The sequence below is a fragment of the Paenibacillus sp. FSL R7-0652 genome, assembly GCF_038595045.1.
Taxonomy (GTDB): Bacteria; Bacillota; Bacilli; order Paenibacillales; family Paenibacillaceae; genus Paenibacillus.
The window spans coordinates 2,867,631-2,893,258 of the sequence record NZ_CP152001.1 but is presented as its reverse complement, the minus strand read 5'-3'; the positions used below and the strand labels follow the sequence as shown (position 1 = coordinate 2,893,258).

The following is a 25,628-nucleotide window of genomic DNA, read 5'->3' as shown; positions in this document are numbered from 1 at the left end:
CTCTAGCCCTTAATCGAGCCGGCCGTCATCTGCATGAACGACTTGTTTGCCACCACGTAAGCAACCAGCATAGGCAGCATAGACAGGACGGCCCCCGCCATCATGTAGTGGGTCTGGGAAGCTGCGGATATTCCGTAACGCAGGCTGGCCAGGCCGACAGTGAGCACTTGAAGATTCGGCTGGCTCATCGTGAAGACGAGCGGTAGGATATACTCGTTCCAGGCATGCCGGAAGGTGAACAACCCGGCTACCCCAAGACCCGGAGCCAGCAGAGGTAGGACAATCCGCGAATAGATCCACAGCCGGGAACAGCCGTCAATCATGGCCGCTTCATCCAATTCTCTCGGGATACCCCGCATGAAGCTGACCAGTATAAAGTAGGTTGAAGCGTGCCCGCTGACAAGGATGATGATTACTGCCCACAGCGACGTTTGTAAATTCAGGCCCACCATGAGCTCAAATTGCGGACGCAGTACCACGGCGCCGATGGAAATGAACATCGTGGAGGCTTGCAGGCCCACGTAGAACTTTTTGCCGATAAAATCCATTCGGTCAACCGCATAGGCCGAAAGCGATGCGACAAGAAGTGTGCCAATTGTTGCGAAGACCGAAACGAACACACTGTTCCAGGTATATCTGGAGAAGTTCGCCAGCTTCCAAACATCCGCATAGTTTGAGGGATGCCACGCCTTCGGCAGAAATGTCGCGCCAGCGGTTAATTCGGCATTCGATTTAAACGATCCAAGAAAGGCAATCACAATCGGAAACAGAATCAATACCGCCATGATTACCAGGAACCCCCATAATGCGACTTGGGCCAGTATCGAGACCAGGGAACGGGAAGTTACGGCAGACGTTTCCGATTGTCGAAGCTTTATGGTTTTAGTAGTCATTTGTATACCTCCAATTACACCGCGCACTGTTATAGTAGCTAGCAGCCAAATACATTAATGGACTCGATTCAAGCTTTTCGATAACCTGAAGTAAAACAGAGTTACTGCACCGACGATTAGAGCCGTTGTGAATCCTACCGCACTTCCGTAACCAAGCTGTTGCTCCACAGAATTGCTCGACGTAGAGATCGGGAAAAAGAGCTTGTAGACATACATGAACATAACCTCAGTTTTTCCGATCGGGCCACCTTCAGTAAGTACCATAATACTCTCATAGCCCTTCAAGGAGTTGATAATGGCAAGCATAATGACCATCTGAAGCACTGGACCCAGCATCGGAATCGTCATATAGATGAACTTCTGCCAAGCATTTGCACCATCCAGCGAAGCACTCTCATATATGTCATCCGGGATGCTCTGCAATCCGGCGATTAACAGCAGCATATAGTTGCCTATCGCGCCCCAGGCCGCAATCAGGATCACGGTCAGCATGGCTTTATCGACGCCGAGCCAATCGATATTCCGTTCCACAATTCCGAAACGTACGAGTAATTGATTAAGCACACCGTTGTACGAGTTGAAAACAGTAAAAAATACGACTGACATAACCGAAGCACTTATGATGGTTGGCAGAAAATAAACCGACCTCAAAAAGCCTTTACCTCGAATCCCCCGGTTCAAAATAACCGCCAGGATTAGCGCAAGCGGCAGCGTAATTACCAGTTTGCCGCCCGCATAGACGAATGTATTGACAACTGAGTTCCAATACGCTTCGTCCGACAACAGCCGGACGAAGTTATCGAGCCCGACGAAACGCTCCGTACCGTAACCTTTGTAATCGTAAAACATATATCGCATAGCCCAGACGATCGGATACACGCTAAATATCAACGTAAGCACCAGACTGGGCAGCGAGAACCAGAAACCCGGGAGCTTCTGCTGCAGCTTTCTCACAGGCTTTGCCTCCTAACACGATTCATTTTCGCCATGGCGTTAGCTTTGAACAAATTGGAGCCGCCTGCTTTCCCCCGACCGGCCCCGCATCAATTATTGAGCGAAAGCGCCACCAAGTTTCGCCGGATCAAAGTCCGGATCAGCTTCAATCTTCACGTCCCCAGTCTCGATCGCTTTATCTAGCGCCGCATTGTAGCGCTTATTCAAAGATTCGACGTCCTTGTCCAGATCGCCGCCCTGGAGCATGTACTTAAAGAATGTTTCCTGATAGCCAGATCCCTCTACATTTACCGTTGGCTTGATGGGCCATACGCCGTCATTCTTGTTAGGCAAGAAGCCTTCAATACCTTTGAGATCCGGCTGCTTCGCCTTGTCGATAATGCTGGACACCATCGAGATGCCATAGCCCTGTTCATGATAGTCCTGCAGGATCTGATCTCCGTACATATAATTGATAAATTTCCAGGCAGCGTCTTTTTTGTCGGAAGCCGCGCTAATCGCCAGCCACTGTCCGCCCAGGAAGCCCGAGGCCCCTTTCACTGTGCCGTCGATCGTCGGAGCAGGTGCCGCAGCCCAATCGATCTTGGCAGGGAATTGTGTCTTGTAAACGCCCGGTTCGGAAGAGTAGGATAGATACATGCCGATCTTGCCTTCCGCGAATTGTGCACGCAGCGGGTCAATATCCAGTGCTTCCATTCCCGGGATAGTGCTTCCGTCGTCGTACATCTGCTTGAAAGCCTTGGCGATTTCCTTAAAGCCGGCGAAATCGTAGCGGGCTGTCTTGAAGTCGAAACCGAAGCCGCCGAAGCCGCTCATTTCTGCGATCACTCTCGCCGAACGATCCCAGGCACTGTTTGGACTCTTAAAAGGCAGCGCAAAACCATATGCACCAATATCCTTCCCGGCTTCCGTCAGCAGCTTTGCGTCTTCTACCATCTCCGCGAGCGATGTCGGCGGGTTCTGAATACCCGCCTTTTCAAAGAGATCCTTGTTATAGATAAGGCGCATCGTATTTCCGTAGTTTGGAAGACTGTACATTTTGCCGTCAAATTGATTCAAGTCGGCCATGGCCATAAACTCCTGTTTCTGTTCTTCCGTCAAATACTTGTCGATCGGGGCCATGTAGCCTTTTTTGTAGTACATCTGAATCGTGCCTTCTTTGACCCGGAATACATCGGGAGCCTGATTAGCCGTAAAGGATAAATCGAGCGCTTGCGCGTAATCATCCGCTTTCACCACATACTCAACTTCGATATTGTCCTTATTGGTGGCATTGAATTCATCGATCTTTTGCTTGATATAATCCGAGTCATGACGATCAACTGTCCAATACGAAATCTTCGTCTTCTCCTCGGACCCAGCTCCCGCACTCTGAGATGGCTGATCTGAACTCGCCCCATTGGAAGCGCTGCTGCTGCAGGCGGTAAGGCCAACCAATAATACCAACCCCAGGAACATTGCCATACTTTTCTTCATATGAGATAACCTCCTCTTATTCTTGCGCCCCTATGTGATTTCTAGGTGTCTGCTATTATTGTAAATAAATAAAGGGACGCTCAACATGGGGCAAAACAAAGATAAAGGGCAGAAATTCGCCCTTTATCTCTGTCCCATGTAAACATCCCTAAATTCGGAGGGGGTCTGCCCCGTCACTCGTTTGAACACGTCGCTGAAGTAACGCCTATGCTCATAGCCAAGCGACAGCGCAATTTCCTGCACTTGATAATTCTCGATCAGCAGCAGCTTGGCCCGCTCAATCCGCTCATTCGTCACAAATTGGTTGAAGGTTAGACCTGTATGCTTTTTGAACTGACTGGCAAAGTAGCCCCCGCTCAGACTCACCTGTCTGGCGCAATACTCGACCGTAAGGTCCAGATGCAGATGGGCCCGGATATACTCCGTCGACCGATAGATCAGCCTCTCGGTATCGCTCGTCCGCTCCCGTTCGATCCAGTCGCAGCCTGCGCTGCACATGTCCTTAAGCAGCTGTTGAAAATACTTAATGGTTAACTCTCCCTGGCCGTCCCGGCCTCGAATCGCCTGATGGAATGGCTGCATGACTGTTTGCGGTACCCACTCGTACAGGGCACGCAGAACAACAAACGCCAGTTCAAAATACAAGCTTCTGAGGTACATGGGACCCGGCAGCGGGTGGATCCGGTGCATATCGTTAAAGATGTGCTCCAGCACACTCAAAGACTGCTCTATGTTTCCCGAGCGCAATGCAAGGAGCAGCTTCTGCTCCAGTTCTACCGCGTATCGCGGATAAACCTCCCCCTGCTGTGGGGTATTCAGATCATCAAAGACCGTGTTTCCCTCCTCATGAATATGACTAGCAAGCGCTCTCATCGCCGACTTGTATGACTCAGGAAGCTCATGAAGCTCGCTAACAGCCTTCCCGATACCAATCGAAATTGAGAACTTGGTGCCGGACGCGATGTTGGCACAGCATTCCTCGGCAAGCTGCCTTAGCTCCATCAGCTCCGCACAGCGTATAATACCTGCATAGCAGTTCGGGCCATCTCGGCAGACAAGTCCTTGATTTCCCTGGCCGATGGTATCCATGAGAATCTGCTGCAACGTATATCGGGAAACTTCGATATCATGGTGAGGCTGCGACAGGTACTGGAAGCTATCGCTCTCGATGAGGAAAACGGTGAGCAGTTCCGGCTTGTCTCCCGCCTGCATTTCCTCCCAATACCGCTTGGCATCCTCCGGCTTAGTCTCATGTCTGAGCAGTCTGCCCATATATTCCTGACGGAGCAGCGGTAGGCTCTCATCCACCTTGCGTTCCATACACTGAATCTGCAGCTTCCGTTCAATTTCTCGCTCAAGCAACGCCTTGGCGTCGAGCACAGCCTTCGTAATATCCTGAATGGAGAAAGGCTTCTTCACGAAGTCGAACGCCCCAAGCCGAATAGCCTGTTTGGCATATTCAAAGTCCGTATAAGCGCTCAGAATGATAATCTTGCAATGCGGGTGAATCTCCAGAATCCTGCGCGTCATCTCCAAGCCATCCATTTTGGGCATCCGGATATCGGTAATGATAATATCCGGACGTGTCTGTTCGATGAGCCTGATGCCTTCGTCCCCATTTTTCGCAGTACCTGTGACCTTAATGCTGTAACGATCCCATGGAATCTTTGCGGCGATCACCTCTACGGTACTTGGGATGTCATCAATCACACACAGCTCATACAGCGCGGGTACCGTCCGGTCCAATGTAGCCATCAGTCATCTCCTCCTTGTGCATCGAGATCATTAATTCCACTCTGCAGCCCTGGCCCTGCTTGCTGACGAATTGAACGGATGCAACCTGTCCATAATACAGCCGAAGCCTGTCCTTGATGTTGCGTAATGCGTACCCTTTATGAGACATCGGCGGCTCCGGCAGCAATGGCCTCTGTCTCTCCGAATCCATACCGACCCCATTGTCCTCTACCGCGATGCGCAGCATATCTCTATCACTAGAATGACCTAACTCGATCAGAATGAATCCACCCTCCTCGATATCCCGGAAGCCGTGCAGAATCGTGTTCTCCACTAACGGCTGCAGCGTCAGCTTCGGGATGGAGTACGACAGGATTGTCTCATCCTCCACATCAATCCGGAATTCAAAGCGTCCCTCGTAGCATTGTTGCTGCAGCATCAGATAGTAGCGGACATGAGACAATTCATCCTCTATCCGTACAATATCCCGGCCCTGGCTGAGTCCAAGCTGGAACATCGAGGACAACGCCAGAATCATCTCATTCACATCATCGTTATTTCCAAGAATCGACTTGCAGTAGATCGTATTTAGCGTATTGTACAGGAAATGCGGCTCCATCTGGGCTGACAAGGCCTTGATCTCTGCCCTACGCTTCTCCTCTTCGCGATCCTTGACTTCCTTGATCAGCTTTTTAATCTCGTCCAGCATGAAATTGAACCGCATGCCGACCTGCGACACCTCATCCTTGTATTTACTGTGAAACCTTACATTCAGATCGTTGTTCTCTACCCGTGCCATCAGCTTCTGCAGACGGCCGAGCGGACGCAACAGGAGCTTGGTGATTACATTTGAAGTTAAAAGAACGAGAAACATAGAACCAAGGATGAGGAGAAGCGTCGTCCACTTGATCCATTCAACCTGTTTTAGCACCTCCCGCTTCGATTGCATATCGTACAACAGCCAATTCTTGCCCATCTCAAGCCGGGCGTAATTGACCAAATATTCATCACGGTTCAACTCGCTGACGAAGTTCCCCTTCTTGTCAGCAGTGAATTGGGTAAGAAAATCCGAGGAATTCCCTGTAGAACCCGAGGTATATGAAGCGCTTCCAAATACCGAATTGCCCCTGTCATCAATTAAGGAGAATCCTGTAGGGCGGCTAATCTCGCTGACAATTAAATTCAGCAAATCCTTCACCTTGATATTGACCACGATGTACACGTTATCCAGCGGTGAAGAGCCGGAACCATCCAGCACCAAAGAAATGACCTGATCATTACCGTAAAATAAACGATCTTCATGTCCTGTAACCCAGATATCGCGATTGCTCGCCTGGATCTGCCTGTATATATCAGATTCATAAAAAGAGTATTCGCTATGCCGCATGTAATTAGTGGGATAAAAATCGCCGATTGGCGTAACCAGGAGGATCGACTGAATAAAGTTGTCATTGAACTTGAGTTGTGCCAAAATCGGCTGGAGGGCAGTAAGACGGGCATAGTAGCGTCTTGAATCATTGGAAGATACATCTCGAAGGATGGCTTGATAGGCATCGCTCATCTTTAGCGACAAGATCGACAGGACGATCTTCTTCAGTTTCTCGTCAAGAACCTGAGCCGACTTGTTGATCGTATCCTGGCGCAGCTGAAGCGCATTCTGTTCAACAACCCGGGAGGAAATAGTATACGAAATCCATCCGGTCGCGGCAATAGCCATAGTCATAAGTGTTACGAAAGAGTACCATATCCGTTGCTTGAAGGATAACCGATGAAGCAACCTGTTCATATCCCATTCCCCCGTATTTGATTTCTGATGTCGCTATGAACGAGCCAGCTTGTTACGAATTATAGCATTATTATAGTTGACATAAAAAAACCTGTATAGAACGAAATATTCAAGCGTCAGACCCGTGAAGTATATTAAAGAGACCGGTCAGTCGGTGGGGGTAGGTTGAGTTAAAACTTACCCTATTAAATCCATTAATCCCCCCCATTCATCGCCCCGCAAATCGGGCTGTAGGCCCGGTCTTCAATTGATACATCTTTGAATGCTGACTTGGCATGCACTCCCTCAGCTCGTCCTGTAACATTAAAACCGAAAAAACAATTAACACACCAGCATCAACTAAGTTCTGACGATATAATTATCTATAAGAGTGAGGGGTTGAGTTGTTGAATTATAGATGTGCGACGACTACTGAATACATAATCACCGTCTACAACTTTTTCATATGACGGATCGTCAAACGAAAGCGGAAGTTCCTCTACTCACTAACAGATAAAAAAGTTGACGAAAAAAGTTCTTCCGTCCAACTTGCAGCCAGTGCCCACTGAAAGCCACATGCACCAAGGCAAAAGGCGACCGGGAGATTGCGATCAGCCTGACCTGCATGCGGCAAAAAAAGGAGATGAGGGAACACCAGTGCAGTGAGGAAGGATATATGCTTTCCGTTCGGCGCATGATCGAGCCTGAAATCGTGTTTGGACAGATCAAAAAAATCGGGGATTTCGAAGATTCCTGATTCGTGGCTTGCAAAAAGTAAGCCTGGAGGTCGGGTGGCTTTGTCTTGCCCACAATCCGCTCAAAAAAGCAACAATGGCAGAAAAACGTAAACGGGACCAAGCAGGATAAACCTCTGCTTGGTCCCGTTTGGACGGATCGGTGTTAATTCTCTGCACCTATGTTCGTTTTTAAAGGCTTTTGAGACAGCCCCTTTTTATATTTTGACGCATTTATTTTGTTTTGAAGCTGAGAAAACCATCATCAACCGCCACCGTTGTGCCATTCATTGCGCTCGCAGCATCACTGAACAAAAACGTAACTACACTTGCCACTTTTTCCGGCTGGATCAACTCTCCGCGCATATGTTGAGTGGCCAATGCATCCTTCATGGCTTTGTCATTCCCCAGAATCGGAGTTTCAATGAAGCCAGGCGCAACCCCGAGAACACGAATGCCGTGCTCAGCCAATTCGAGTGCACCCGATTTGGACATCATCACTACTGCTGCTTTCGCCGCATTGTAGTTGAAGCTGCCGACAGCTGCCACGCTTCCATAGATCGAAGCTGTATTAACAATCGTGCCTTGCACGTTTAATTCAACCATTTTCTTCGCACCGTAATACATGCCGTAGTATACGCTATGTTGATCCACATCAATAACCTTGTGATAGGATTCCGGGTCCATTTCCAGAAACGGCTTTACAAGACCGATACCGGCATTGTTGAAAATACCGCTGAATGTTCCATATTTTTCGACAGTCCAGTCAATCAAAGCTTTAATCTCATCCCCTTTGGACACATCGACTTTATAAGCTCCGGCTTTGCCACCCGCTGCTTCAATCTCAGTCGCAACCTGGTTGGCTCCCTCTTCGTTAAAATCCGCGACAACGATCGCTGCTCCCTGTGCGGACAGCTGCAGTGCTGTTTCTTTTCCGATTCCGCTTGCTCCACCTGTGATAACAATGACTTTTCCCGCATGCTCGGACATAACGCAGATCTCCTTCGCTGAATAGATTTGGTGCTAGGTAAATAAAAGTTAGTTACTATAATTTAAACACAACATAATCATACTAATCTGGTACTCTTTTGTCAAACCGGTGGGATTAGCAGATGTCTGCATGAAATGTTATTGAATCGTTACAGCAGCCTGCCATCCATTTGAGGAGTAATCTATTGAATGAATGAACGTAACAATTCAATTAAATGCGTGTAACGCACGATATGTAGTTTTTCTTATTTAGGATTAAATATGCAAAAAGACGAGCAGTCTTGTCAAAGAGTACCCGTCTTATGAATCCCTTGCTTTTTAATTCTTCAATTCTTCTCAAGGAAACGGAAGGCTGCACTTATTATATAAATTAAACGATTATTCCTGCTGCAAACCACTCAGCGGGTCCTTCAAACTGTTGATGTTGTTGATCAATTCAGGAATTCCGGTTTGCTCCCAATTCTCTGCAGTAATGCCCTGCTCAGCAATCGTTGTCTCGAATTGATTAACGACCTCTGTCAGCTGGTTGTTATAACCAACCAGATTCTCATGGATATTTTCTCCGATCGCAGGTGCACTCATCTCGGAAAACGCTGCAGCTTCCGCCTGAATCTGATCGATTTTCTCTTGAATCTGACCCGTCAGATCCGGGTTATTGACTGCGTCCGCTGCGAGCTGCTGCAGCTCGTTTCCAGCACTCGATACTTGTTCGATATAATCCGTCGCACCGCTTACGTAATTCAAACTTTGATTCGCCTGCTCTACAATAGAACAAGCCGACAACAGCAGCAGACTGGATGCCATCATTACTGGCAGCATAATCTTGTGAGTTCTTTTTCGCCTGGGCATGATCATCTCCCTTTCTTCATTCAGAATAATGATTCATTATTTTATGATACTTGTTCTTAAAGCGAGATTGCAAATCAGCCTGCATGCCCGCGCATTACGATGTATAATAGGAGAATCACACAATAAAGGGATGTCACCATTATGCTTCAGGCCTTAAATCAACGCTTGAACCGCATTATGCCACTGATCACCCCCGTCAGTATTATCATTGGTGTTTTATGCGGCAGTTTTTTATCATCTTACACGTACTTGTCGCCTTGGCTATTTGCCTTCATGACTTTTGCGGGCAGTATTAGTCTGAGCGTACGAGACTTTGTTAATGTCTTAAAAAAGCCTTTTCCGCTGTTTGTTTGCCTTCTGATCTTACATTTGGCAATGCCTCTTATTGCGCTGGGCATGGGTCATCTCGTGTTTCCAACCGATTCTTATACCATCACAGGACTTGTTCTCGCTGCGGTGATTCCAACAGGCATTAGCAGTTTTATATGGGTAAGTATCTACCGGGGGAATATTGCGCTTACGCTTTCCATTATTTTAATCGATACCTTGCTGGCTCCTTTTGTTGTGCCAGGCGTGTTATCCCTGCTTGTTGGCACAAGCGTCACACTCGATACGGCAGCTATGATGAGCAGTCTGTTCTGGATGATTGTTTTCCCTTCTCTGCTGGGTATGCTCCTTAATGAATGGACTAAAGGCGGCATCGTGCCTGTATGGGGGCCTCGGCTTAATCCCTTGTCCAAACTGTTTATGGCTTCGGTTGTTGCCATTAATGGTTCAGTTGTCGCCCCTTATCTAGCCGATTTCAATTGGCGACTGGCTGGGCTGGCGGTCATTATTGTATTTCTGGCCTCCTTCGGCTACGCACTCAGTTATTTCATTGCAAAATGGCTAGGCTGGAATGAAGCCGATCAGGTGGCTCTTGTCTTTAACGGGGGCATGCGTAACATTAGCGCAGGTGCCGTTCTTGCGGTTACCTATTTTCCACCGCCTGTTGCGGTTCCGGTTGTCCTAGGTATGGTATTTCAGCAAATGCTCGCGTCCCTCTCAGGGTACTTGCTCGGCAAGCGTTCACAGCTCCTGCGTAATTCAGATAAAACATCGGCAGCATGACAACTGGGTGCAGATTTCCGAGCAGCTTGGCCACTTCCTGATCATCCAAGTTCATAAACAAACTCCCGCCCGTATCCAGTGCAGCCAACCCACTAACAGGCAAAAAACGCCGACAAAATGTCGGCGTTTCTCATGCTGATGCTTCACTGCAGCTGTAATATACGTTTAAATTTATTTCGGTTATTTCGGTTATTTCGGTTGAATGTACCCTTCGGCTTTGAGCAGTTCGGCAATCAGGACAGCTCCACCTGCTGCTCCGCGCAGTGTATTGTGGGACAGTCCCACGAATTTGTAGTCATACAGGGTGTCTTCACGCAAACGACCAGTGGATACGCCCATGCCGCGCTCGATATCACGATCCAGCTTCGTCTGTGGTCTGTTCTCTTCTTCAAAGTACGTAATAAACTGTTTCGGAGCACTAGGCAGCGCCAGCTCCTGCGGACGGCCTTTGAACTGCAGCCAGCGTTCAAGAATTTCATCTTTGCTCGGTTTTTTCTCAAAATTCACAAATACCGTTGCCAGATGTCCATCCGTAACCGGTACACGGATACATTGCGTCGTAATGAGTGGTGCGGATGCTTTAACGATCTGGTTGTTCTCTACACTCCCCCAGATGCGAAGCGGTTCCTGCTCACTTTTTTCTTCCTCTCCGCCAATGTACGGGATAACGTTATCGAGCATCTCTGGCCAGTCCGTGAAGTTTTTACCTGCTCCAGAGATCGCTTGATATGTTGAGGCAACAACCTGTGTCGGGTTAAACTCACGCAGAGCATGCAGTGCTGGCACATAACTCTGAATGGAGCAGTTTGGTTTGACAGCGATGAATCCTGTCGCTGTACCCAGACGTTTTCTCTGAGCTTCGATGACAGCCAGGTGACCCGGATTAATCTCAGGCACTACCATCGGCACGTCAGCGGTCCAGCGGTGAGCGGAGTTGTTCGATACGACAGGTGTACCCGTTTTGGCGTAAGCCTCTTCAAGTGCCTGAATTTCATTCTTTTTCATATCTACAGCACAGAAAATAAAATCAACCTGACTCGCAAAAGCTTCAACCTGAGATGCATCCTGCACTACAATGTTTTTCACCGGCTCAGGAATCGGAACTGCCAGCTTCCATCGTCCCTGCACGGATTCTTCGTACGTTTTGCCTGCCGAATTGGCACTTGCTGAAATTGCTGTTACTTCAAACCAAGGATGCTGATCCAGCAGGTCTACAAAGCGCTGACCCACCATTCCTGTTCCTCCGACAATACCGACTTTTAATTTTGCTGACATGGAATCATCATTTCCTTTCGATTTAAGTTAGATCATCTGTTTTGTGTCTTGGTTCTGTCTTTGTTTTGTCATCGTACATGGGATTCTGGAAGCTTACATTCCCCTTATCATTCACACTATTCAAGCTGTTTCAAAGCGTGTAAGTCACAGCTCTGAAAAAACCAAAAAATCCCATCCCCAAGACATTGTCTCAGGGACGAGATTGAACACTCGTGGTACCACCCAGATTCGCAAATATGTCACCATATTCACCTCTTCGAGTATGTGAAGGATGACCAAGCTGTCTTGTATAAGTTGAGATCATTATCATTTACACGAGTACTCCGTGGTTGTGTAAAATAAAAGTTCAACTAATCGAGATGCTGTCTTCATCCGTTTTATACTCCAGCTCTATAACAGGAGCTCCTGTCACAACATCCTCCAGCGTAGCCGGATTCCGATGTGCTGCTCAGAGTCTTTCTTCGATAAAAGTTTCTCTGCCCTTTTTCAGCTACCGGGGCTCTCTGATGAAAGAATGATTTTTATCTACTCGTCTCGTCAATGCATTTGATATTGCGACTATAATATCAAAATTTCGGTACGGAAGTAAACAACTTTTTTCAAAATTGCTGTGCCAGCGAACGCATTCATCCATTATTTGTCCATCCAATGATAACCAATACGCTTCAAAACTAAACAGCCCCTGTCCGAGAGGATCTCGTCAGAGGCTTTATTAAGGCGGAAGTAAAGAAACTTCATTACATTTTGCCAGGGTACTGGGGCTCGTGCACGTCATCGGGTATCGTTTCATCAAAGACATCCTGTCCAGGGTAGTCCCGAACCTCACCCTCATGCAGCTCATGATTCTCATAATCAAAACGGTGCGCAGTCCTCTGATCCACCCGCCACGGGGAGCTTTTCCCAAGTGACTCGGACAGCAAAGACGAACCGTAAGGGCCTTCCGGAAACTCTTCAAGCGTAATGTCATTTCGCTGCGACTCTACGGTGGACACGTCGGTATACTCCCGTCTGTCTTCCTGCAAAAACTTTTCCTCCATCACTCGTCCCTCCTGATCGTCATGAGATGATCAATGCATCATTAAGGTGAGCGTTTCAGGATGATTTTATGCATTTTCCTTGGAAAACACTGCGTTTCATCTGCCGATTCTTCCTTGAATCTGCACCTTTATCAGCGCGATCCCCACCAGCGCACCGATACAAGCAGAGCAAAAACAAATAGGCCCATGATGCCAATCCGGGTATCCCGCCTGCTCCATGCCAGAAGAGAGGAACGAACACCAAATGCGGCGTTCTCTCTTACTTTTCGCATCTCCATCGCAATCGTCATATCTTCCGCACGCTGGAACAGAGCCATGAGCAGCGGAATAACCATCGGTCCCAGATCGCGTATACGTACTGAATTAGGTTTCAAAGCCGCTTTTCCCCGAGCCCGGACGATCAGTGAGAATCGCTGCCATTCGCTCCAGAGCAGCGGGATAAACCGGAAAATGAGTGATACAGCAAGGGCAAACGAGGTGATCGGCAGCCTGATTTTCTGACCATAAGACAGCACCCAGTTCAGCCCTTCGACCATACGCCCGTATGGGGTCGTGAGCGAGAACCACAAACTTGCAAGAGTTACAATGAACAAGCGATAAAGGTTCAGTATAGTTCCCTCAGCCTGAGTCAGGGAAAATCCCAATTGGAAACCTGCTTCCCCCGTAGTTAAAGTACTGCCCGATAACAAGGTAGACAGAACAAAAAACAGGAGAAGTGGTTTCATCAGTTTGATACACCCCATCAGCTTCTGACGGGGAAGTACACCCAAAGCAATGGTCACCGGGATCAAAGTTAATGTTAAGCCGCCCCAATGCTGCTGCAGCATCGCCGCTGTAACGAGAAGCATATACAGAACCCATTTTAGACGAGGGTCCATTACACTTTCATTCGAACTTTTGTGTTTGCTGTCTTTACGTGCTTGCAGAGCAGGGTCTGATACTAATGGTAACGGGACATCTCCAAATGATGTTGTTGAAGCAGCGTTGGCGGGTCCTGATAATAATGACCTGTCTATTTCTGTAGTAATTGTATCTTTATCTTTATTTTTATTTTTTTCTGAATCATGATCTGCATCTGGCTTATTAACATCCTCCACTTCGGCGGGAACAAACGTCCGTTCCTCTCCGCAGCTTTGACTGCTTATAACAGCTTCTGCCATATCTTCCGGTGTCATTGCTGTAGAAATGAAGTTTATTCCCGCTCCCCGGAGCTGTTCGGCAAGCTGCATCGATGGAGGCAGACCAATCCCGGCCTGCATCAGCAGCTTCGGCTGGTTATGCAGCTGATGCGGAGTAAGGTCGGCGGCGACACGACCCAGTCGTAACAGGAGTACCCGGTCTGCGTGCGGCAGAAATGTATCCAGATCATGCGCGGCAATAACCGCCCCGCCGCCCGCCTCACGATGGTCAAGCAGCGCATCCAGCAGCAGCCTGCCGCTCTGAGCCTCAAGACCTGCGCTGGGCTCATCCAGCAGCAGCCAGTTTGGCTGGGTGACAGTGCCAAGCGCAAGCCCCAGCCTGCGCTTTTCTCCGCCGCTGAGAGCAAAAGGTGAGCTGTCCAGTTGAAAACGCCGCTCTTTCCCCTCTCCCCGATCCGGGTCCCAATGTGCCAGGGTTTCTGCGATCTGCTGCTGCTGCTCAGCCTCATTCAAACGATAAGGACGAAGGGAATACAGCAGTTCCCTCCTGATATTACGTGCAAACAGCTGCTGCTCAGGAAACTGAAATACAAGTCCCGCCTGGAGCAGCATGGATTTAGGTACCCTGCCATTACGCCACATCGACTCGCCTGCAAGCCGGATATCACCGGAATCTGGCGGCCTGAGCCCGGCAATCGTCTGGAGCAGTGTCGTTTTGCCAGAACCGGTACAGCCCAGAAGCAGCGTAATCTCGCCGCGGTTCAGCGTTAGAGAAATGTCGTCAAGTAAAATCCGCTTGCTCTCATCTGAAGCCCGGATGCAGATGTTATTCAATTCAATCACCAGCGCGCAGCCTCCTTTGCAAGCTGTTCAGGCCGAAGCGGCATAACATGCTGCAGCTTCCCCCGCTGCTTCAGGATCCGGCTGGTCTGCACTGTAAAAGGAGGTTCCAGACCCAACTGCTCGCAAGGAGATTGAAGATGCTGTTCTTCTTCTGCATTTGAAGCTGCCTTTGTTCCAGCTGTCGACGGATAATAAAAAGACTGCGGTATTCCATCATATACACATCGTCCATGATTCATCGCCATAATACGATCACATAATGTGGCTTCCTCAAGATGATGGGTGATCCAGACCACTGCCGTACCCTTCCTTGTAACAGACTGAACAATATCTTCTATGCGCCCTCTCGCATCAGGGTCGAGCATCGCTGTAGGTTCGTCCATAATCAGAACATCCGGCTTCGCTGCAAGAGCTGTCGCAATGTTAAGCAGCTGCTTCTGTCCCCCGGATAACTGCGCAATCACAGTACCCGGAGAGTGATGAAGTCCCACAAGCTGCAGCGCCTCCTGAGTGCGCTTCTTTTTTTCAAGATTTGATATATGTAAATGCGACAGCGCAAAATGAAATTCTTCTTCAATGGTATCGCCCAGCACCTGAGCATCTGGCTGCTGCAGCACACCTCGAATGGTCAGATTCGCAGGGATATTCCGTTCTCCGCCGGATATAGGAATGAAGCCCAGCAGGACTCCGGCAAGAGTACTTTTACCGCTGCCGTTGGGACCTGCAACGCTTAACCACTCACCTGCCTGGAGTGTAAGTGACACGCCATTGACTGCTTTTTTCACTACGCTTCCTTCTCCAGCGTAGTGTACATGAATATCTGTTAAAGAAATGATAGGCAGCTTGTTTCGCATGATAAAAATAAGTCCTTTCACATTTTGCGATTATATGATAACATGCTAATCGTTAACCTAAATAATAAATATGGTTAACAATAATTCTACCAAAATCGAAAGGATTGTACAAACATGAAATTATCTCTACGCGGCATCGTGTTCAGTGCACTGATGGCTGCCATTCTCGTACTTTTTGGATACATAAGCATTCCTATTGGTTTCTCACCTGTGCCCATTACTTTGCAAACGTTAGCCGTGATGTTAGCTGGCGGATTGCTGGGTCCCCTCTACGGTTTCTTAAGTATTGCCCTTGTCGTTGTACTTACTGCGCTTGGTTTCCCACTGCTGCATGGTACTGGCGGCCTCGCCGTACTGCTTGGGCCTACCGGGGGGTACGTTATCATGTGGCCATTCGCCGCACTGCTCATGGGCCTGCTGCTCTCCAAAGTTAAAATTCGGGGCGTTAAAGGTTATGTTCTGGCTTTTATTGTTCTCGAAATATTCGGGTCTCTGTTAATCTATGTCACAGGGGTGCCCTGGCTCGCTTACCAATACAGCATGACTTTATCCAATGCGATGATTCAGGGATTCTATCCTTATATTATCGGAGATCTGATCAAAGCTGTGTTTGCCGCAATCATCATTGCCCCGGTCCGCGCAGTGTACCCGCCTCAGCGCCTGACGAGCAGTACGCATTCCAACGTAGTGAAGGCAGACATATAACAATGCATCTCAAAGAATCATCTAATGATGGTTCCTCTCAACAACAAACAACCGCCAAATCTTTCTTCGCGGTTGTTTGTTTTATTATGAAATGAATAATACCATGAATCCTATAACCTTAAGCTTTGCCTGCTTCAGTTCCTACAATTTTCAGCAGCATATCCTTACTGCTTACCTGACCTGCAGCTTGCGGAATGACATCCGTGTAGTCTGCTGAATTGGTTACGATAATTGGTGTTACCGTGTGATAACCCGCAGCTTTAATCTGCTCAATATCAAATTCCAGAAGCAGATCGCCTGCCTTCACTCTGTCCCCTTCCTCAATGTAAGAGATAAAATGCTGCCCATCCAGTTTGACTGTATCCACACCTACATGTACCAGAATCTCAGCACCTGAATCCGATACAACAGCAAGTGCATGCTTCTTTTTGAAGGCTACCGTTACTGTACCATCAAAAGGAGCCACTACCCGTCCTGTCGTTGGTTCAATCGCGATCCCTTTACCCATAGCACCGGAAGCAAATGCCGGATCGGGAACTTCAGCTAAATCGACAATTTTACCTTCGATCGGACTGTATACCTCTTGGCTGGCAGCAGCTGTAACATGAGCAGAAGGGTTAGATGAAGCATCTTTGCCTTTTGCATTAGCATTAGCAGCAGCTCCAGCAGACTGTTCTGCTTCCGTCTTGATCTGTTCATCTTCAACAGGATCTTTAAAGCCCATAATGTACGTTAATACTGCGGAAACAACAAACGATGCGGCAATACCCATGATCAATCCCGGGAAACCTTGACCACCTGGTCCATAGAAAATCGGCAGTGTCAGCAGGCCTGGTGCACCCGAAGCGAACGCCTGAGTTCCCGCTTGACCAATGATCGCTCCGCCAACTGCGCCGCCGATAACACCGGCGATAAATGGACGTTTGAGCGGGAGTGTTACGCCGTAAATGGCGGGTTCAGTAATCCCGAACAGCGCTGTAAGTGTAGATGATCCAGCAAGTGTTTTTAATTTTCTGTTTTTGGTTTTGAGCATGACACCGAATGCCGCACCCGTTTGAGCAAATACAGAAGCCGTTGCTGCCGGTTTCACACCGTCTTTGCCGTATACAGCAATGTTATTGATGAATACAGGCACCAAGCCCCAGTGTACACCGAATATAACGAGCAGCTGCCAGCTTGCGCCCATGACCGCTCCGGCAAGCAGCGGGCTGAATCCAAAGGCAGCAACCATCGCCGACGCAATACCATTACCAACGTATACACCGAATGGTCCAAAGACAAGCAGCGTAAGCGGAACCATAATAACAAGCAGAAATAGAGGTGTGACAAAGTTTTTGATACTTTCGTGAAGAAGCTTGTTGAACAATTTCTCCAGTTTGCTCATCACAATGACGGCTAGAATAATCGGAATTACAGTAGAGGAATAGTTCATCAGAACAACGGGAATACCGAAGAAATCTGCTTGAACGCCATCTGTTTTCAACTGAATAATGGTTGGATAGATTAGCGCTCCAGCAACCGTTAATGCAACAAACATATTTGCTTGGAATTTACGTGCTGTTGTAACCGCTAACAGCAGTGGCAGGAAATAGAACAGACTGTCGGCAGCTGCATACAGAATGATATATGTGGATTCTGTCTTTTCCAGCCAGCCCACATTGTTTGCAATGAGCAGCAAACCTTTTAAAATACCAGCCCCCGCCATAACGCCCAGTAGTGGTGCGAAAATACTGGAGATGACGTCAATGATACCGCCCAACCCTTTTATTTTTTTGCCGCTTTTTTCTTTGCTGGATGAATCGTCCAGAATACTGCTGATCTGACCGATGGCTTGATAGACCTCGGGAACCTTATTGCCCACAACAACCTGGAATTGGCCGCCGTTTTCCTTAACGGCAATAACACCTTCTGTTTTCTCCAGGGCCGTTTTGTCAGCCTTGGAATCATCCTTCAATACAAATCGTAACCGTGTTGCACAGTGAACCAGGGATTCTACGTTTTTCTCACCGCCGACCCGTTCTACGATCTCTCTGGCCAGTTTCTCTTGACTCATGATATGCCCTCCTACGTTTTGTCAATAAAATTGAATTAATAATCGTGTACACGGACACTCCGATGATAATTCAATTTATATAACAGGCTCTCTACCGATTTTTTTGCACACAAAAAACCTAAGCCTTGCGTAAGTGGACATAAATTCCGAAATACACATGACTTAGGTTTTGCCTGCATAACCAGTAACAATCCCAGTTAAATCGTATTTAATTCCTGTTACAAACATAATATTATAATATAACCATTTATGTCAATAATTAAATTTTAGCGATTAACGACACGTTCAATGTGAACGGTAAGATATAACTTTTCCTCATTGGTCAGCTCATGATCGTATTCCTTCTTCACAAACAAGGCGATCTTCTCAACGCACGCTGCCGCTTCGGGATGCTTCTCCTTAATCATGTCGTAGAAATGATCATAATTGTTATCATAGTGCGTCCCGCTCAGCACGCGCTGCGAGAAGAATTTCAGATGTGTAATGAAGCGGAAGTAACTGAGTGACTCCTCGTCAAACTCCATTTTAAAATGGTACTTGGCGATATTAATAATCTGCTGGATAAACTTCGTAATATTCATCGTTGTAATGACTTCTTCGTTCATTTCGGCATTCACAATATGCAGCGCAATAAACGCGGCTTCATCCGGTGGAAGCTCAATATTCATTCGGCTGTTAATCTGCTCCAGCGTGCGCAGTCCCAGCCCGAATTCAACTTTGTATAACTGCTTGATCTCCCACATTAAGGCGTTTTTGATCTCAATCCCCTCATGATAACGCTCGATGGCAAAATGAATATGATCTGTAAGCGAAACATAAATGTTCTCGTTCAGTTTACGTCCCAGATTGTCACGTGCATGAGCAATCATCTCCTCCACAATTTCAACAAGTTCCATCGGAACTTCACGCAGCAGTGTTTTGAAATTATCGGATGTCTGTTTGTTTTTCAAGGCAAATACTTTCTGGATGCGGGTCTCGTCTACTTTATCTCCCGGCTTTTTCTTAAAGGCAATCCCACGTCCCATCACCACAAGCTCTTCTCCGTCGGCCTGATAGATGCTGATCACGTTATTGTTGATAACCTTTGCTATTTTCACTTCAATCCCCCCGTCACGTTCCACTCTCTAGTCGCAGTGATATATCCAATTATGGGCATACAAAAAAAACCTGGAGCATCACAAAATAAACGAGACGTGGCAGTCTGCTTTTTTGGTGCTCAGGTTTTGCCTACGTGTGATGTAGTAACAATCCCAGAAATGATATATTTGCGTCAAGTATAGCGTGAACTGCGTTATATGTCAACGCTTTCAAGGCGAAGACATTCGGAAGTTACATGAATTCATGCAGCTTCCGATGTTTGGAGGTGATTCGTTTTCAGCTTATCACGAAACTACTTGTCTCCCAGATCCGTTCCGCCGGATGCAATAACATTTTTATACCATTCGAAGCTTTTCTTTTTGATACGAGTCAATTCGCCTCTGCCTTCATTGTCCCGATCCACATAGATGTAACCGTAACGTTTTCTCATTTCGCCCGAGGATGCACTAACGATGTCGATCGGCCCCCAGCTGGTATAACCGATGATATTGCAGCCATCCTGGATGGCTTCACCCATCTCCGCCACATGGCGTTTCAAATAATCGATTCGGTACGAATCATCGATTTCACCCTCAGCGTTAACCTCATCGTGCGCACCAAAGCCGTTTTCCACCACAAACAGCGGTTTCTGATACCGGTCATGCAGCTGGTTGGCGGTAATGCGGAAACCTTTGGGATCAACGGTCCATCCCCATTCCGACTTCGCCAGATATGGATTGGCAATGGAGCCAAACACGTTACCACTCGTCATATTTTTGTTCACTTCAGGGTCTGTACTGGTTGTCCGACTGGAATAGTAGCTGAAGCCAATATAATCCACCGTGTGGTTACGCAAAATGTCTGCATCCTGCGGCTCCATTACAATGTTCAGGTTGTGATCCCTGAAGAAACGTTTGGCGTAACCCGGGTATTCCCCGCGTGACTGTACATCGATAAAGAAGTAGGATTCTCTGTCCTTCTCCATTCCCTGAAACACATCTTCCGGATTGCATGTGTACGGGTAGAAACTGCCCGCTGCCAGCATACAGCCAATCATGGCGTCAGGGATGATCTCATGGCAGGCTTTAACGGCAAGCGCACTTGCAACGAGTTGGTGATGTGCCGCTTGATATTGAATTTCTTTGACGTTGTCACCTTCGTTAAACGCCAGTCCTGCTCCGAGGAAAGGAAGATGAAGCAGCATGTTGATCTCGTTGAACGTCATCCAGTATTTCACTTTATCTTTGTAACGAGTAAATACCGTTTTGGCATAAGTCTCAAACAAATCAACAAGTTTGCGGCTTCTCCAGCTGCCATATTTCTCAATCAGATGTACAGGCACATCGAAGTGAGCCAGCGTAACCACCGGCTGGATGCCATGTTTCAAGAGTTCATCAAACAGATCATCATAAAACTGCAGCCCAGCTTCATTCGGCTCCGCGTCCTCTCCTGTTGGGAAGATGCGTGCCCAGGCAATCGAAACTCGCAGCGCTTTGAAACCCATTTCCGCAAAAAGGGCAATATCCTGCGGGTATCTATGATAGAAATCAATGGCTTCATGGGAAGGGTAAAACTCACTCGCGAGTGGTGTATATGCCGGGACATTTCCTTTCATAATGCTTCTCCGATTTTCTCCGGTTGGAAGTAAATCCACAATACTTAATCCTTTGCCATCTTCCAGATAAGCTCCCTCTGCCTGATTGGCAGCAATCGCTCCACCCCATAGAAAGTTTTCAGGAAATTTAAATGCTGTCATTCGTATTCTCCTTTCAAATATGCAGTTCAATGATCCGCCCCGTTTCTGCTTCCAGGCTTGCCGCGAGGCAAATAGAAAAAACCCGAACCAGCCTGTATACACAATAACGTGTATCCCAAGCCAGCTCAGGTTATGCCCTTATTCGGTAACATTCCCAGAAAACATTATGCGGATTAGATAAAAGATTACCAAGAAACAGGAAATATGTCAACGAGCGCGAGTCGTTGATATGCACCTCATGCAGATTTACAGGCCTTTGTTGTCCAGCGAAGCGCTAATTTACCAATGATCACAAGTTGTAAAATGCGGCACAGTTATCGCCAAAAATCAGCTGCTGTTCTGCTTCTGGTAAGCGCTTTACATGCGTTTGCAGCAAATTAATCACCTCGGCATATGTACCCGCTACGGTGCATACAGGCCAGTCCGAACCATACATCACCCGCTCTGATCCAAACGCTTGAAGCACCGTATCCAGATAAAAGGTGAAATCTTCCTGTTTCCAATGGTTCCAGTCTGCTTCGGTGACCATCCCAGACAATTTGCAATAAACATTGGGATATGCCGCAATCGCTTCCATTGTTTCCTTCCAGGGAGAACCGACTCCTGCCTTAATATCCGGTTTGGCCAGATGGTCAATGACAAAACGCTGCTTAGGAAACTTCTGAACCAACTCCACGGCATGAGGCAGCTGCTCCTTGGATACAAGCAAATCATAGGCCAGATTATACTGCTCCAGCAAAGCAATACCTCGTTGGAAGTCCTCCCGCAGCACAAACTTTACATCCGGTTCATCCTGTATGACATGACGGACACCTTTCAGCCATGGGTTAGCGGCATATCCCGCCAGTTGTGAGGCAGCTTCCTCAGAGCACAGATCTACCCAGCCAACAACGCCTTTGATGAATTCGTGCTTGTCCGCAAGTTCGAGCAGCCACTCGGTTTCTTCAAGGCTTTGCCGGGCCTGTACAGCTACACAGCCTGATATGCCGGAATCCGTGAGGATTGGCTGCAGGTCTTCCGGTAGAAAGGAACGCCGAATCACGCTCATCTCTTCACCGATCCATCCGTAATCACGGGTGTTATAATTCCAGAAATGTTGATGTGCATCGAGTTTCATAATAAGTGTCCCCCTGTGTTGTCCATGTTAAATCAATGTACTACGATTCATTTAAATATAAATCAAATCGATCAGATAAGCACTAGGCACTGACCACCAGTTTCACGCAAATGATTGAATAACGTACAAGTCAGCGTTCATACCTTTATTGTAATGAGAATCGAGGAGGAATTGACATGTTTAAACGTGTAGATCGTCTTGCCATTGAACTGCCCATGTCCAAAAATCCGGACCCCAATGGAGCCAGTGCGGTGCAGGAGCTGCTGGGCGGAAAATATGGCGAGATGTCCACGCTGAACAATTACATGTATCAGTCATTTAACTTTAGAGGCAAATCCAAGTTGCGTCCCTTCTATGATATTGTCGCCAGTATTACGGCTGAAGAATTTGGCCATGTGGAACTCGTCGCCAATACGATTAACCTGATGCTTGAAGGCACGACATCCCCGGGCGCACCTGACTCCACACCGCTTCGTGCAGGCAAGGATGCACGCATGACTTCACATTTTATTGAATCCGCGCAAACGGCACTGCCTTATGACTCCATGGGCAGGCCTTGGAACGGCTCGTATGTCTTCAGCAGCGGTAATCTGATATTGGATTTGCTGCATAACTTTTTTCTCGAATGCGGAGCAAGAACCCACAAGATGCGGGTTTACGAGATGACCGACAACAATACAGCTCGTGAGATGACAGGTTATCTGCTTGTACGGGGTGGTGTGCATATTCTCGCTTATGCCAAAGCGTTGGAGATTGCAACAGGCGTGGATGTGACCAAGCTGATTCCGATCCCTTCTCTGGATAACAAAGCGTTTGAAACCACACGCAAATGGGAAGCCATGGGTGAGCAGCGCCGCTTGTACACGTTCAGTGACAAGGATTATCAGCAGATTGCCCAGATCTGGAAAGGCGTACACCCGGACGGCGGCAAACTGGAAGCCTTTGCGGGTTTGCCGGGATACGGAGGGCCGATCCCCGAACTTCCCGACCTGCCGGAGGAATTCGCTCCAGGAATATCCCCGGAAGACTTTTTACAGATTGCTGAACGGCTGAAACGCAATGCCGGATTATAACAGAAGAAAATGATGACAAAAAAATCATGACAAAGAAAAAGGAAAGCGGGTGGGCAGTATTCCCGTCCGTTTTCCTATATTTTTTGATGATGTTTTATTTATATTGGTTTTATTTCGATGCATTCCTGTGTTCTTATTGTTTGATTGAATTTCTCGTGATGATCGTGATGATCTGAATCGCTCCGATATTGCTGGCGTATGCTCTTATGCATGGGTTACTGAGGCTGCGTAAACTCTATTCTCAGCACCTTTTCCGCATTCGCCTGCACATGTCCGCGTTCTATCGTTTTTACAGAAGCAATTGTTTCGTTACCGCTTGGGATCAGTACAGGTGTAATTACCGGTAAACCAGCGGCCTCAATTGTATTCCTATCAAATTCAATGAGCAGCTGTCCGGCACGCACGGTATCTCCGCTTTTGACATGAGTGACAAAACCACTGCCTTTCAAGCCGACCGTATTAATACCGATATGAACGAGCAGTTGAAGCCCTGTTTCATGCTCCAAAATGACAGCATGTTTACTCTTATCCATCACATGAGCAGCGACACCGTCAAATGGAGCATACACTTTACCCTCGGAAGGCTCAATCGCGATGCCCTCACCCATATGTTTTCCCGAAAACGCCGGGTCAGGCACCTGGTCCAGTTCAACAACTGTACCCTGGATCGGAGATGCGATCTCAAGCAGCTTCACTTGTGGACGAGCCGCTGCGCTGCCCGATGCCGAAACCGAAACGGCTGTTTTCGAACCGGATGTCGTATTCGCTGTATCCACAGACGAATCGCTGCCGGATACGACTTCAAAAGGCTGATCTTTATAACCAAAGAACCAGGTCAGCGCAAAGGCAATGGCCATGGCCGTTACGTTGGACAGGATATACAATGGCAGCTGACTATTCAGATACAGAAGCGTTCCCGGGATAACCGTAACTGCCATTCCAGTACCCTGCAGGTGGAAGAGCGATGCGATGAAACCTCCAACTGCACCCCCGATCAGCCCCATAACAAACGGCTTCATGTAACGCAGGTTCACACCAAAGATCGCTGGTTCAGTAATACCCAGGAATGCGGACAGAGATGAAGGAAGCGCGAGTGCTTTGAGCTTCATATTTTTGGTTTTCAATCCAACGGCAAGACAGGCCGCACCCTGGGCAGCCATTGCACATGTAATGATAGCGTTAAACGGATTAAATCCGGTTTTCTCCAGCAGTTGAATCTCCAGAAAGTTGAAGATGTGATGCACACCCGTAACCACAATAATCTGATGAAAGAACCCGATAATCATACCTGCGATACCAAAAGGCAGATCCAGCACAGCTGTAGTTCCGTGCAGTACCCACTCTTCAAGCGAGTGAAATACCGGACCGATGGCGAATAGTCCAAGCGTGATCATAACCGTTAGCGTAATAAATGGAGTGAGAATCAAATCCAGCGCTTCTGGCACACGTCTGCGCAGCACTTTTTCAAATTTGGCACCGATTAAACCTACAAAAAACGCGGGTAACACCGAGCCCTGATAACCCACAACCGGAATAAAACCAAACATATGCAGAGGCTGCGCCGATCCATCCGCTACAGCGTAAGCATTCGGCAGTGCTGGATTCACCAGCATCAGCCCGAGCACAATCCCGAGAACCGGACTGCCGCCAAATACGCGGAATGCCGACCAGGCTACAAGAGCAGGCAGGAATGCAAAAGCCGTATCCGTTAGAATTTGTGTGAACAGCAAGAAGTTTGGCGATATGTCGTCAGGCGCCGCACCGAACCATGCCAGAATTTCATTTTGTGTAAGCAGTCCGCGCAGCCCCATGAACAGCCCTGTTGCCACAAGCACAGGAATAATGGGAACAAAGACGTCACCAAACGTGCGAACAGCCCGCTGGAATGCATTGCCTTCCTTTTTTCCCTGATTTTTCACATCTTCCTTCGATGATCCTTCAATGCCAAGCTTCTCGACCTCTTCAAAAATTCGATTAACCGTACCTGTGCCGAAAATGATCTGATACTGACCTGAGTTAAAAAAGGCACCTTTGACTTTGTCGATACTCTCGACCTGCTTCTGATCAATCTGCTCCTTATCCTTGACCATAATGCGAAGTCGTGTTGCACAGTGTGCAAAAGAGGTGATATTGTCTTTTCCCCCAATGGCCCGAATAACCTCTTGAGCGATACGCTGATTGTCGGACATGCTGT

At 47.8% G+C, this 25,628-nt stretch carries 20 protein-coding genes and 1 other annotated feature; of the genes, 4 read left to right on the top strand and 16 right to left on the bottom strand.

Annotated features, from left to right (window positions below; all coding sequences use genetic code 11):
* Window positions 1-2: 2 nt before the first annotated feature.
* From MKY97_RS13220 to MKY97_RS13200, 5 genes are all read right to left on the bottom strand, one after another.
* Window positions 3-785: a carbohydrate ABC transporter permease gene (locus MKY97_RS13220; RefSeq protein ID WP_342555861.1), complete on the bottom strand. Its 783-nt coding sequence runs from the start codon at window positions 783-785 to the stop codon at window positions 3-5.
* 162 nt (window positions 786-947) lie between these two features.
* Entirely contained in the window at window positions 948-1,847 is a 900-nt protein-coding gene (locus MKY97_RS13215) for a sugar ABC transporter permease (protein ID WP_342555860.1), read from the bottom strand.
* 93 nt (window positions 1,848-1,940) lie between these two features.
* On the bottom strand, window positions 1,941-3,323 hold the full coding sequence (locus tag MKY97_RS13210) for an extracellular solute-binding protein (protein WP_342555859.1): 1,383 nt from the start codon (window positions 3,321-3,323) through the stop codon (window positions 1,941-1,943).
* A gap of 123 nt (window positions 3,324-3,446) precedes the next feature.
* Window positions 3,447-5,078 carry a response regulator gene (locus MKY97_RS13205; RefSeq protein WP_342555858.1) on the bottom strand — a complete coding sequence of 544 codons (1,632 nt, stop codon included), beginning with the start codon at window positions 5,076-5,078 and terminating at the stop codon, window positions 3,447-3,449.
* Window positions 5,041-6,843: a sensor histidine kinase gene (locus tag MKY97_RS13200; RefSeq protein ID WP_342555857.1), complete on the bottom strand. Its 1,803-nt coding sequence runs from the start codon at window positions 6,841-6,843 to the stop codon at window positions 5,041-5,043. Before MKY97_RS13200 ends, MKY97_RS13205 begins: the two co-directional genes overlap by 38 nt.
* Before the next feature lie 544 nt (window positions 6,844-7,387).
* Between MKY97_RS13200 and MKY97_RS13195 the strand changes: the two genes are divergently transcribed.
* Window positions 7,388-7,579 (top strand): transposase, encoded by a 192-nt coding sequence (locus tag MKY97_RS13195; RefSeq protein ID WP_342556321.1) that lies wholly within the window; start codon window positions 7,388-7,390, stop codon window positions 7,577-7,579.
* 211 nt (window positions 7,580-7,790) lie between these two features.
* Here MKY97_RS13195 and MKY97_RS13190 read toward each other — a convergent pair whose 3' ends face one another.
* On the bottom strand, window positions 7,791-8,546 hold the full coding sequence (locus MKY97_RS13190) for an SDR family NAD(P)-dependent oxidoreductase (RefSeq protein ID WP_342555856.1): 756 nt from the start codon (window positions 8,544-8,546) through the stop codon (window positions 7,791-7,793).
* A 378-nt stretch (window positions 8,547-8,924) separates the two neighbouring features.
* Entirely contained in the window at window positions 8,925-9,395 is a 471-nt protein-coding gene (locus tag MKY97_RS13185) for a DUF6376 family protein (protein ID WP_342555855.1), read from the bottom strand.
* A 141-nt stretch (window positions 9,396-9,536) separates the two neighbouring features.
* Here MKY97_RS13185 and MKY97_RS13180 point away from each other — a divergent pair, with 141 nt between their 5' ends.
* Entirely contained in the window at window positions 9,537-10,505 is a 969-nt protein-coding gene (locus MKY97_RS13180) for a bile acid:sodium symporter family protein (protein WP_342555854.1), read from the top strand.
* 189 nt (window positions 10,506-10,694) lie between these two features.
* Here MKY97_RS13180 and asd read toward each other — a convergent pair whose 3' ends face one another.
* The 4 genes from asd to MKY97_RS13160 form a co-directional block, all read right to left on the bottom strand.
* A complete protein-coding gene (gene asd / locus MKY97_RS13175) occupies window positions 10,695-11,780 on the bottom strand; it encodes an aspartate-semialdehyde dehydrogenase (RefSeq protein WP_342555853.1) in 1,086 nt (361 codons plus the stop codon).
* Between the two features lie 189 nt (window positions 11,781-11,969).
* Window positions 11,970-12,330 (bottom strand) — a binding site (T-box leader).
* Window positions 12,331-12,517: 187 nt separating this feature from the next.
* The gene (locus tag MKY97_RS13170) at window positions 12,518-12,817 is read right to left on the bottom strand and encodes a hypothetical protein (RefSeq protein ID WP_342555852.1); all 300 of its coding nucleotides are present in this window, start codon (window positions 12,815-12,817) and stop codon (window positions 12,518-12,520) included.
* A 131-nt stretch (window positions 12,818-12,948) separates the two neighbouring features.
* On the bottom strand, window positions 12,949-14,799 hold the full coding sequence (locus MKY97_RS13165; RefSeq protein WP_342555851.1) for an ATP-binding cassette domain-containing protein: 1,851 nt from the start codon (window positions 14,797-14,799) through the stop codon (window positions 12,949-12,951).
* Entirely contained in the window at window positions 14,796-15,584 is a 789-nt protein-coding gene (locus MKY97_RS13160) for an ATP-binding cassette domain-containing protein (protein WP_342555850.1), read from the bottom strand. Before MKY97_RS13160 ends, MKY97_RS13165 begins: the two co-directional genes overlap by 4 nt.
* 183 nt (window positions 15,585-15,767) lie before the next feature.
* Between MKY97_RS13160 and MKY97_RS13155 the strand changes: the two genes are divergently transcribed.
* On the top strand, window positions 15,768-16,358 hold the full coding sequence (locus tag MKY97_RS13155) for a biotin transporter BioY (RefSeq protein WP_342555849.1): 591 nt from the start codon (window positions 15,768-15,770) through the stop codon (window positions 16,356-16,358).
* 118 nt (window positions 16,359-16,476) lie between these two features.
* On the opposite strand, the gene MKY97_RS13150 is transcribed toward MKY97_RS13155, so the two are convergent.
* The 4 genes from MKY97_RS13150 to MKY97_RS13135 all read right to left on the bottom strand — a co-directional run bounded on the left by MKY97_RS13150 (window position 16,477) and on the right by MKY97_RS13135 (window position 22,361).
* Window positions 16,477-18,411: a beta-glucoside-specific PTS transporter subunit IIABC gene (locus MKY97_RS13150; RefSeq protein WP_342555848.1), complete on the bottom strand. Its 1,935-nt coding sequence runs from the start codon at window positions 18,409-18,411 to the stop codon at window positions 16,477-16,479.
* Window positions 18,412-18,677: 266 nt separating this feature from the next.
* On the bottom strand, window positions 18,678-19,508 hold the full coding sequence (locus tag MKY97_RS13145; protein WP_342555847.1) for a PRD domain-containing protein: 831 nt from the start codon (window positions 19,506-19,508) through the stop codon (window positions 18,678-18,680).
* A gap of 293 nt (window positions 19,509-19,801) precedes the next feature.
* On the bottom strand, window positions 19,802-21,244 hold the full coding sequence (locus MKY97_RS13140) for a 6-phospho-beta-glucosidase (protein ID WP_342555846.1): 1,443 nt from the start codon (window positions 21,242-21,244) through the stop codon (window positions 19,802-19,804).
* A gap of 289 nt (window positions 21,245-21,533) precedes the next feature.
* Window positions 21,534-22,361: an amidohydrolase family protein gene (locus tag MKY97_RS13135; RefSeq protein ID WP_342555845.1), complete on the bottom strand. Its 828-nt coding sequence runs from the start codon at window positions 22,359-22,361 to the stop codon at window positions 21,534-21,536.
* Window positions 22,362-22,537: 176 nt separating this feature from the next.
* Here MKY97_RS13135 and MKY97_RS13130 point away from each other — a divergent pair, with 176 nt between their 5' ends.
* Complete coding sequence (locus MKY97_RS13130) at window positions 22,538-23,434, top strand: manganese catalase family protein (protein ID WP_342555844.1); 897 nt, start codon at window positions 22,538-22,540, stop codon at window positions 23,432-23,434.
* 215 nt (window positions 23,435-23,649) lie between these two features.
* Here the strand turns inward: MKY97_RS13130 and MKY97_RS13125 are convergent, their stop codons facing one another.
* Window positions 23,650-25,623, bottom strand: a complete 1,974-nt coding sequence (locus tag MKY97_RS13125) for a sucrose-specific PTS transporter subunit IIBC (protein WP_342555843.1) — start codon at window positions 25,621-25,623, stop codon at window positions 23,650-23,652.
* Window positions 25,624-25,628: the final 5 nt, after the last annotated feature.

What these genes read in the sequence shown, in the direction of transcription:
- MKY97_RS13155 (WP_342555849.1), top strand. Translation starts at nt 15,768, where the DNA reads ATGAAATTATCTCTACGCGGCATCGTGTTCAGTGCACTGATGGCTGCC.
- MKY97_RS13170 (WP_342555852.1), bottom strand. Translation starts at nt 12,817, where the DNA reads ATGGAGGAAAAGTTTTTGCAGGAAGACAGACGGGAGTATACCGACGTG.
- MKY97_RS13150 (WP_342555848.1), bottom strand. Translation starts at nt 18,411, where the DNA reads ATGAGTCAAGAGAAACTGGCCAGAGAGATCGTAGAACGGGTCGGCGGT.
- MKY97_RS13190 (WP_342555856.1), bottom strand. Translation starts at nt 8,546, where the DNA reads ATGTCCGAGCATGCGGGAAAAGTCATTGTTATCACAGGTGGAGCAAGC.
- MKY97_RS13130 (WP_342555844.1), top strand. Translation starts at nt 22,538, where the DNA reads ATGTTTAAACGTGTAGATCGTCTTGCCATTGAACTGCCCATGTCCAAA.
- MKY97_RS13185 (WP_342555855.1), bottom strand. Translation starts at nt 9,395, where the DNA reads ATGCCCAGGCGAAAAAGAACTCACAAGATTATGCTGCCAGTAATGATG.
- MKY97_RS13180 (WP_342555854.1), top strand. Translation starts at nt 9,537, where the DNA reads ATGCTTCAGGCCTTAAATCAACGCTTGAACCGCATTATGCCACTGATC.
- MKY97_RS13125 (WP_342555843.1), bottom strand. Translation starts at nt 25,623, where the DNA reads ATGTCCGACAATCAGCGTATCGCTCAAGAGGTTATTCGGGCCATTGGG.
- MKY97_RS13135 (WP_342555845.1), bottom strand. Translation starts at nt 22,361, where the DNA reads ATGAAACTCGATGCACATCAACATTTCTGGAATTATAACACCCGTGAT.
- MKY97_RS13140 (WP_342555846.1), bottom strand. Translation starts at nt 21,244, where the DNA reads ATGACAGCATTTAAATTTCCTGAAAACTTTCTATGGGGTGGAGCGATT.
- MKY97_RS13210 (WP_342555859.1), bottom strand. Translation starts at nt 3,323, where the DNA reads ATGAAGAAAAGTATGGCAATGTTCCTGGGGTTGGTATTATTGGTTGGC.
- MKY97_RS13205 (WP_342555858.1), bottom strand. Translation starts at nt 5,078, where the DNA reads ATGGCTACATTGGACCGGACGGTACCCGCGCTGTATGAGCTGTGTGTG.
- MKY97_RS13220 (WP_342555861.1), bottom strand. Translation starts at nt 785, where the DNA reads ATGGCGGTATTGATTCTGTTTCCGATTGTGATTGCCTTTCTTGGATCG.
- asd (WP_342555853.1), bottom strand. Translation starts at nt 11,780, where the DNA reads ATGTCAGCAAAATTAAAAGTCGGTATTGTCGGAGGAACAGGAATGGTG.
- MKY97_RS13200 (WP_342555857.1), bottom strand. Translation starts at nt 6,843, where the DNA reads ATGAACAGGTTGCTTCATCGGTTATCCTTCAAGCAACGGATATGGTAC.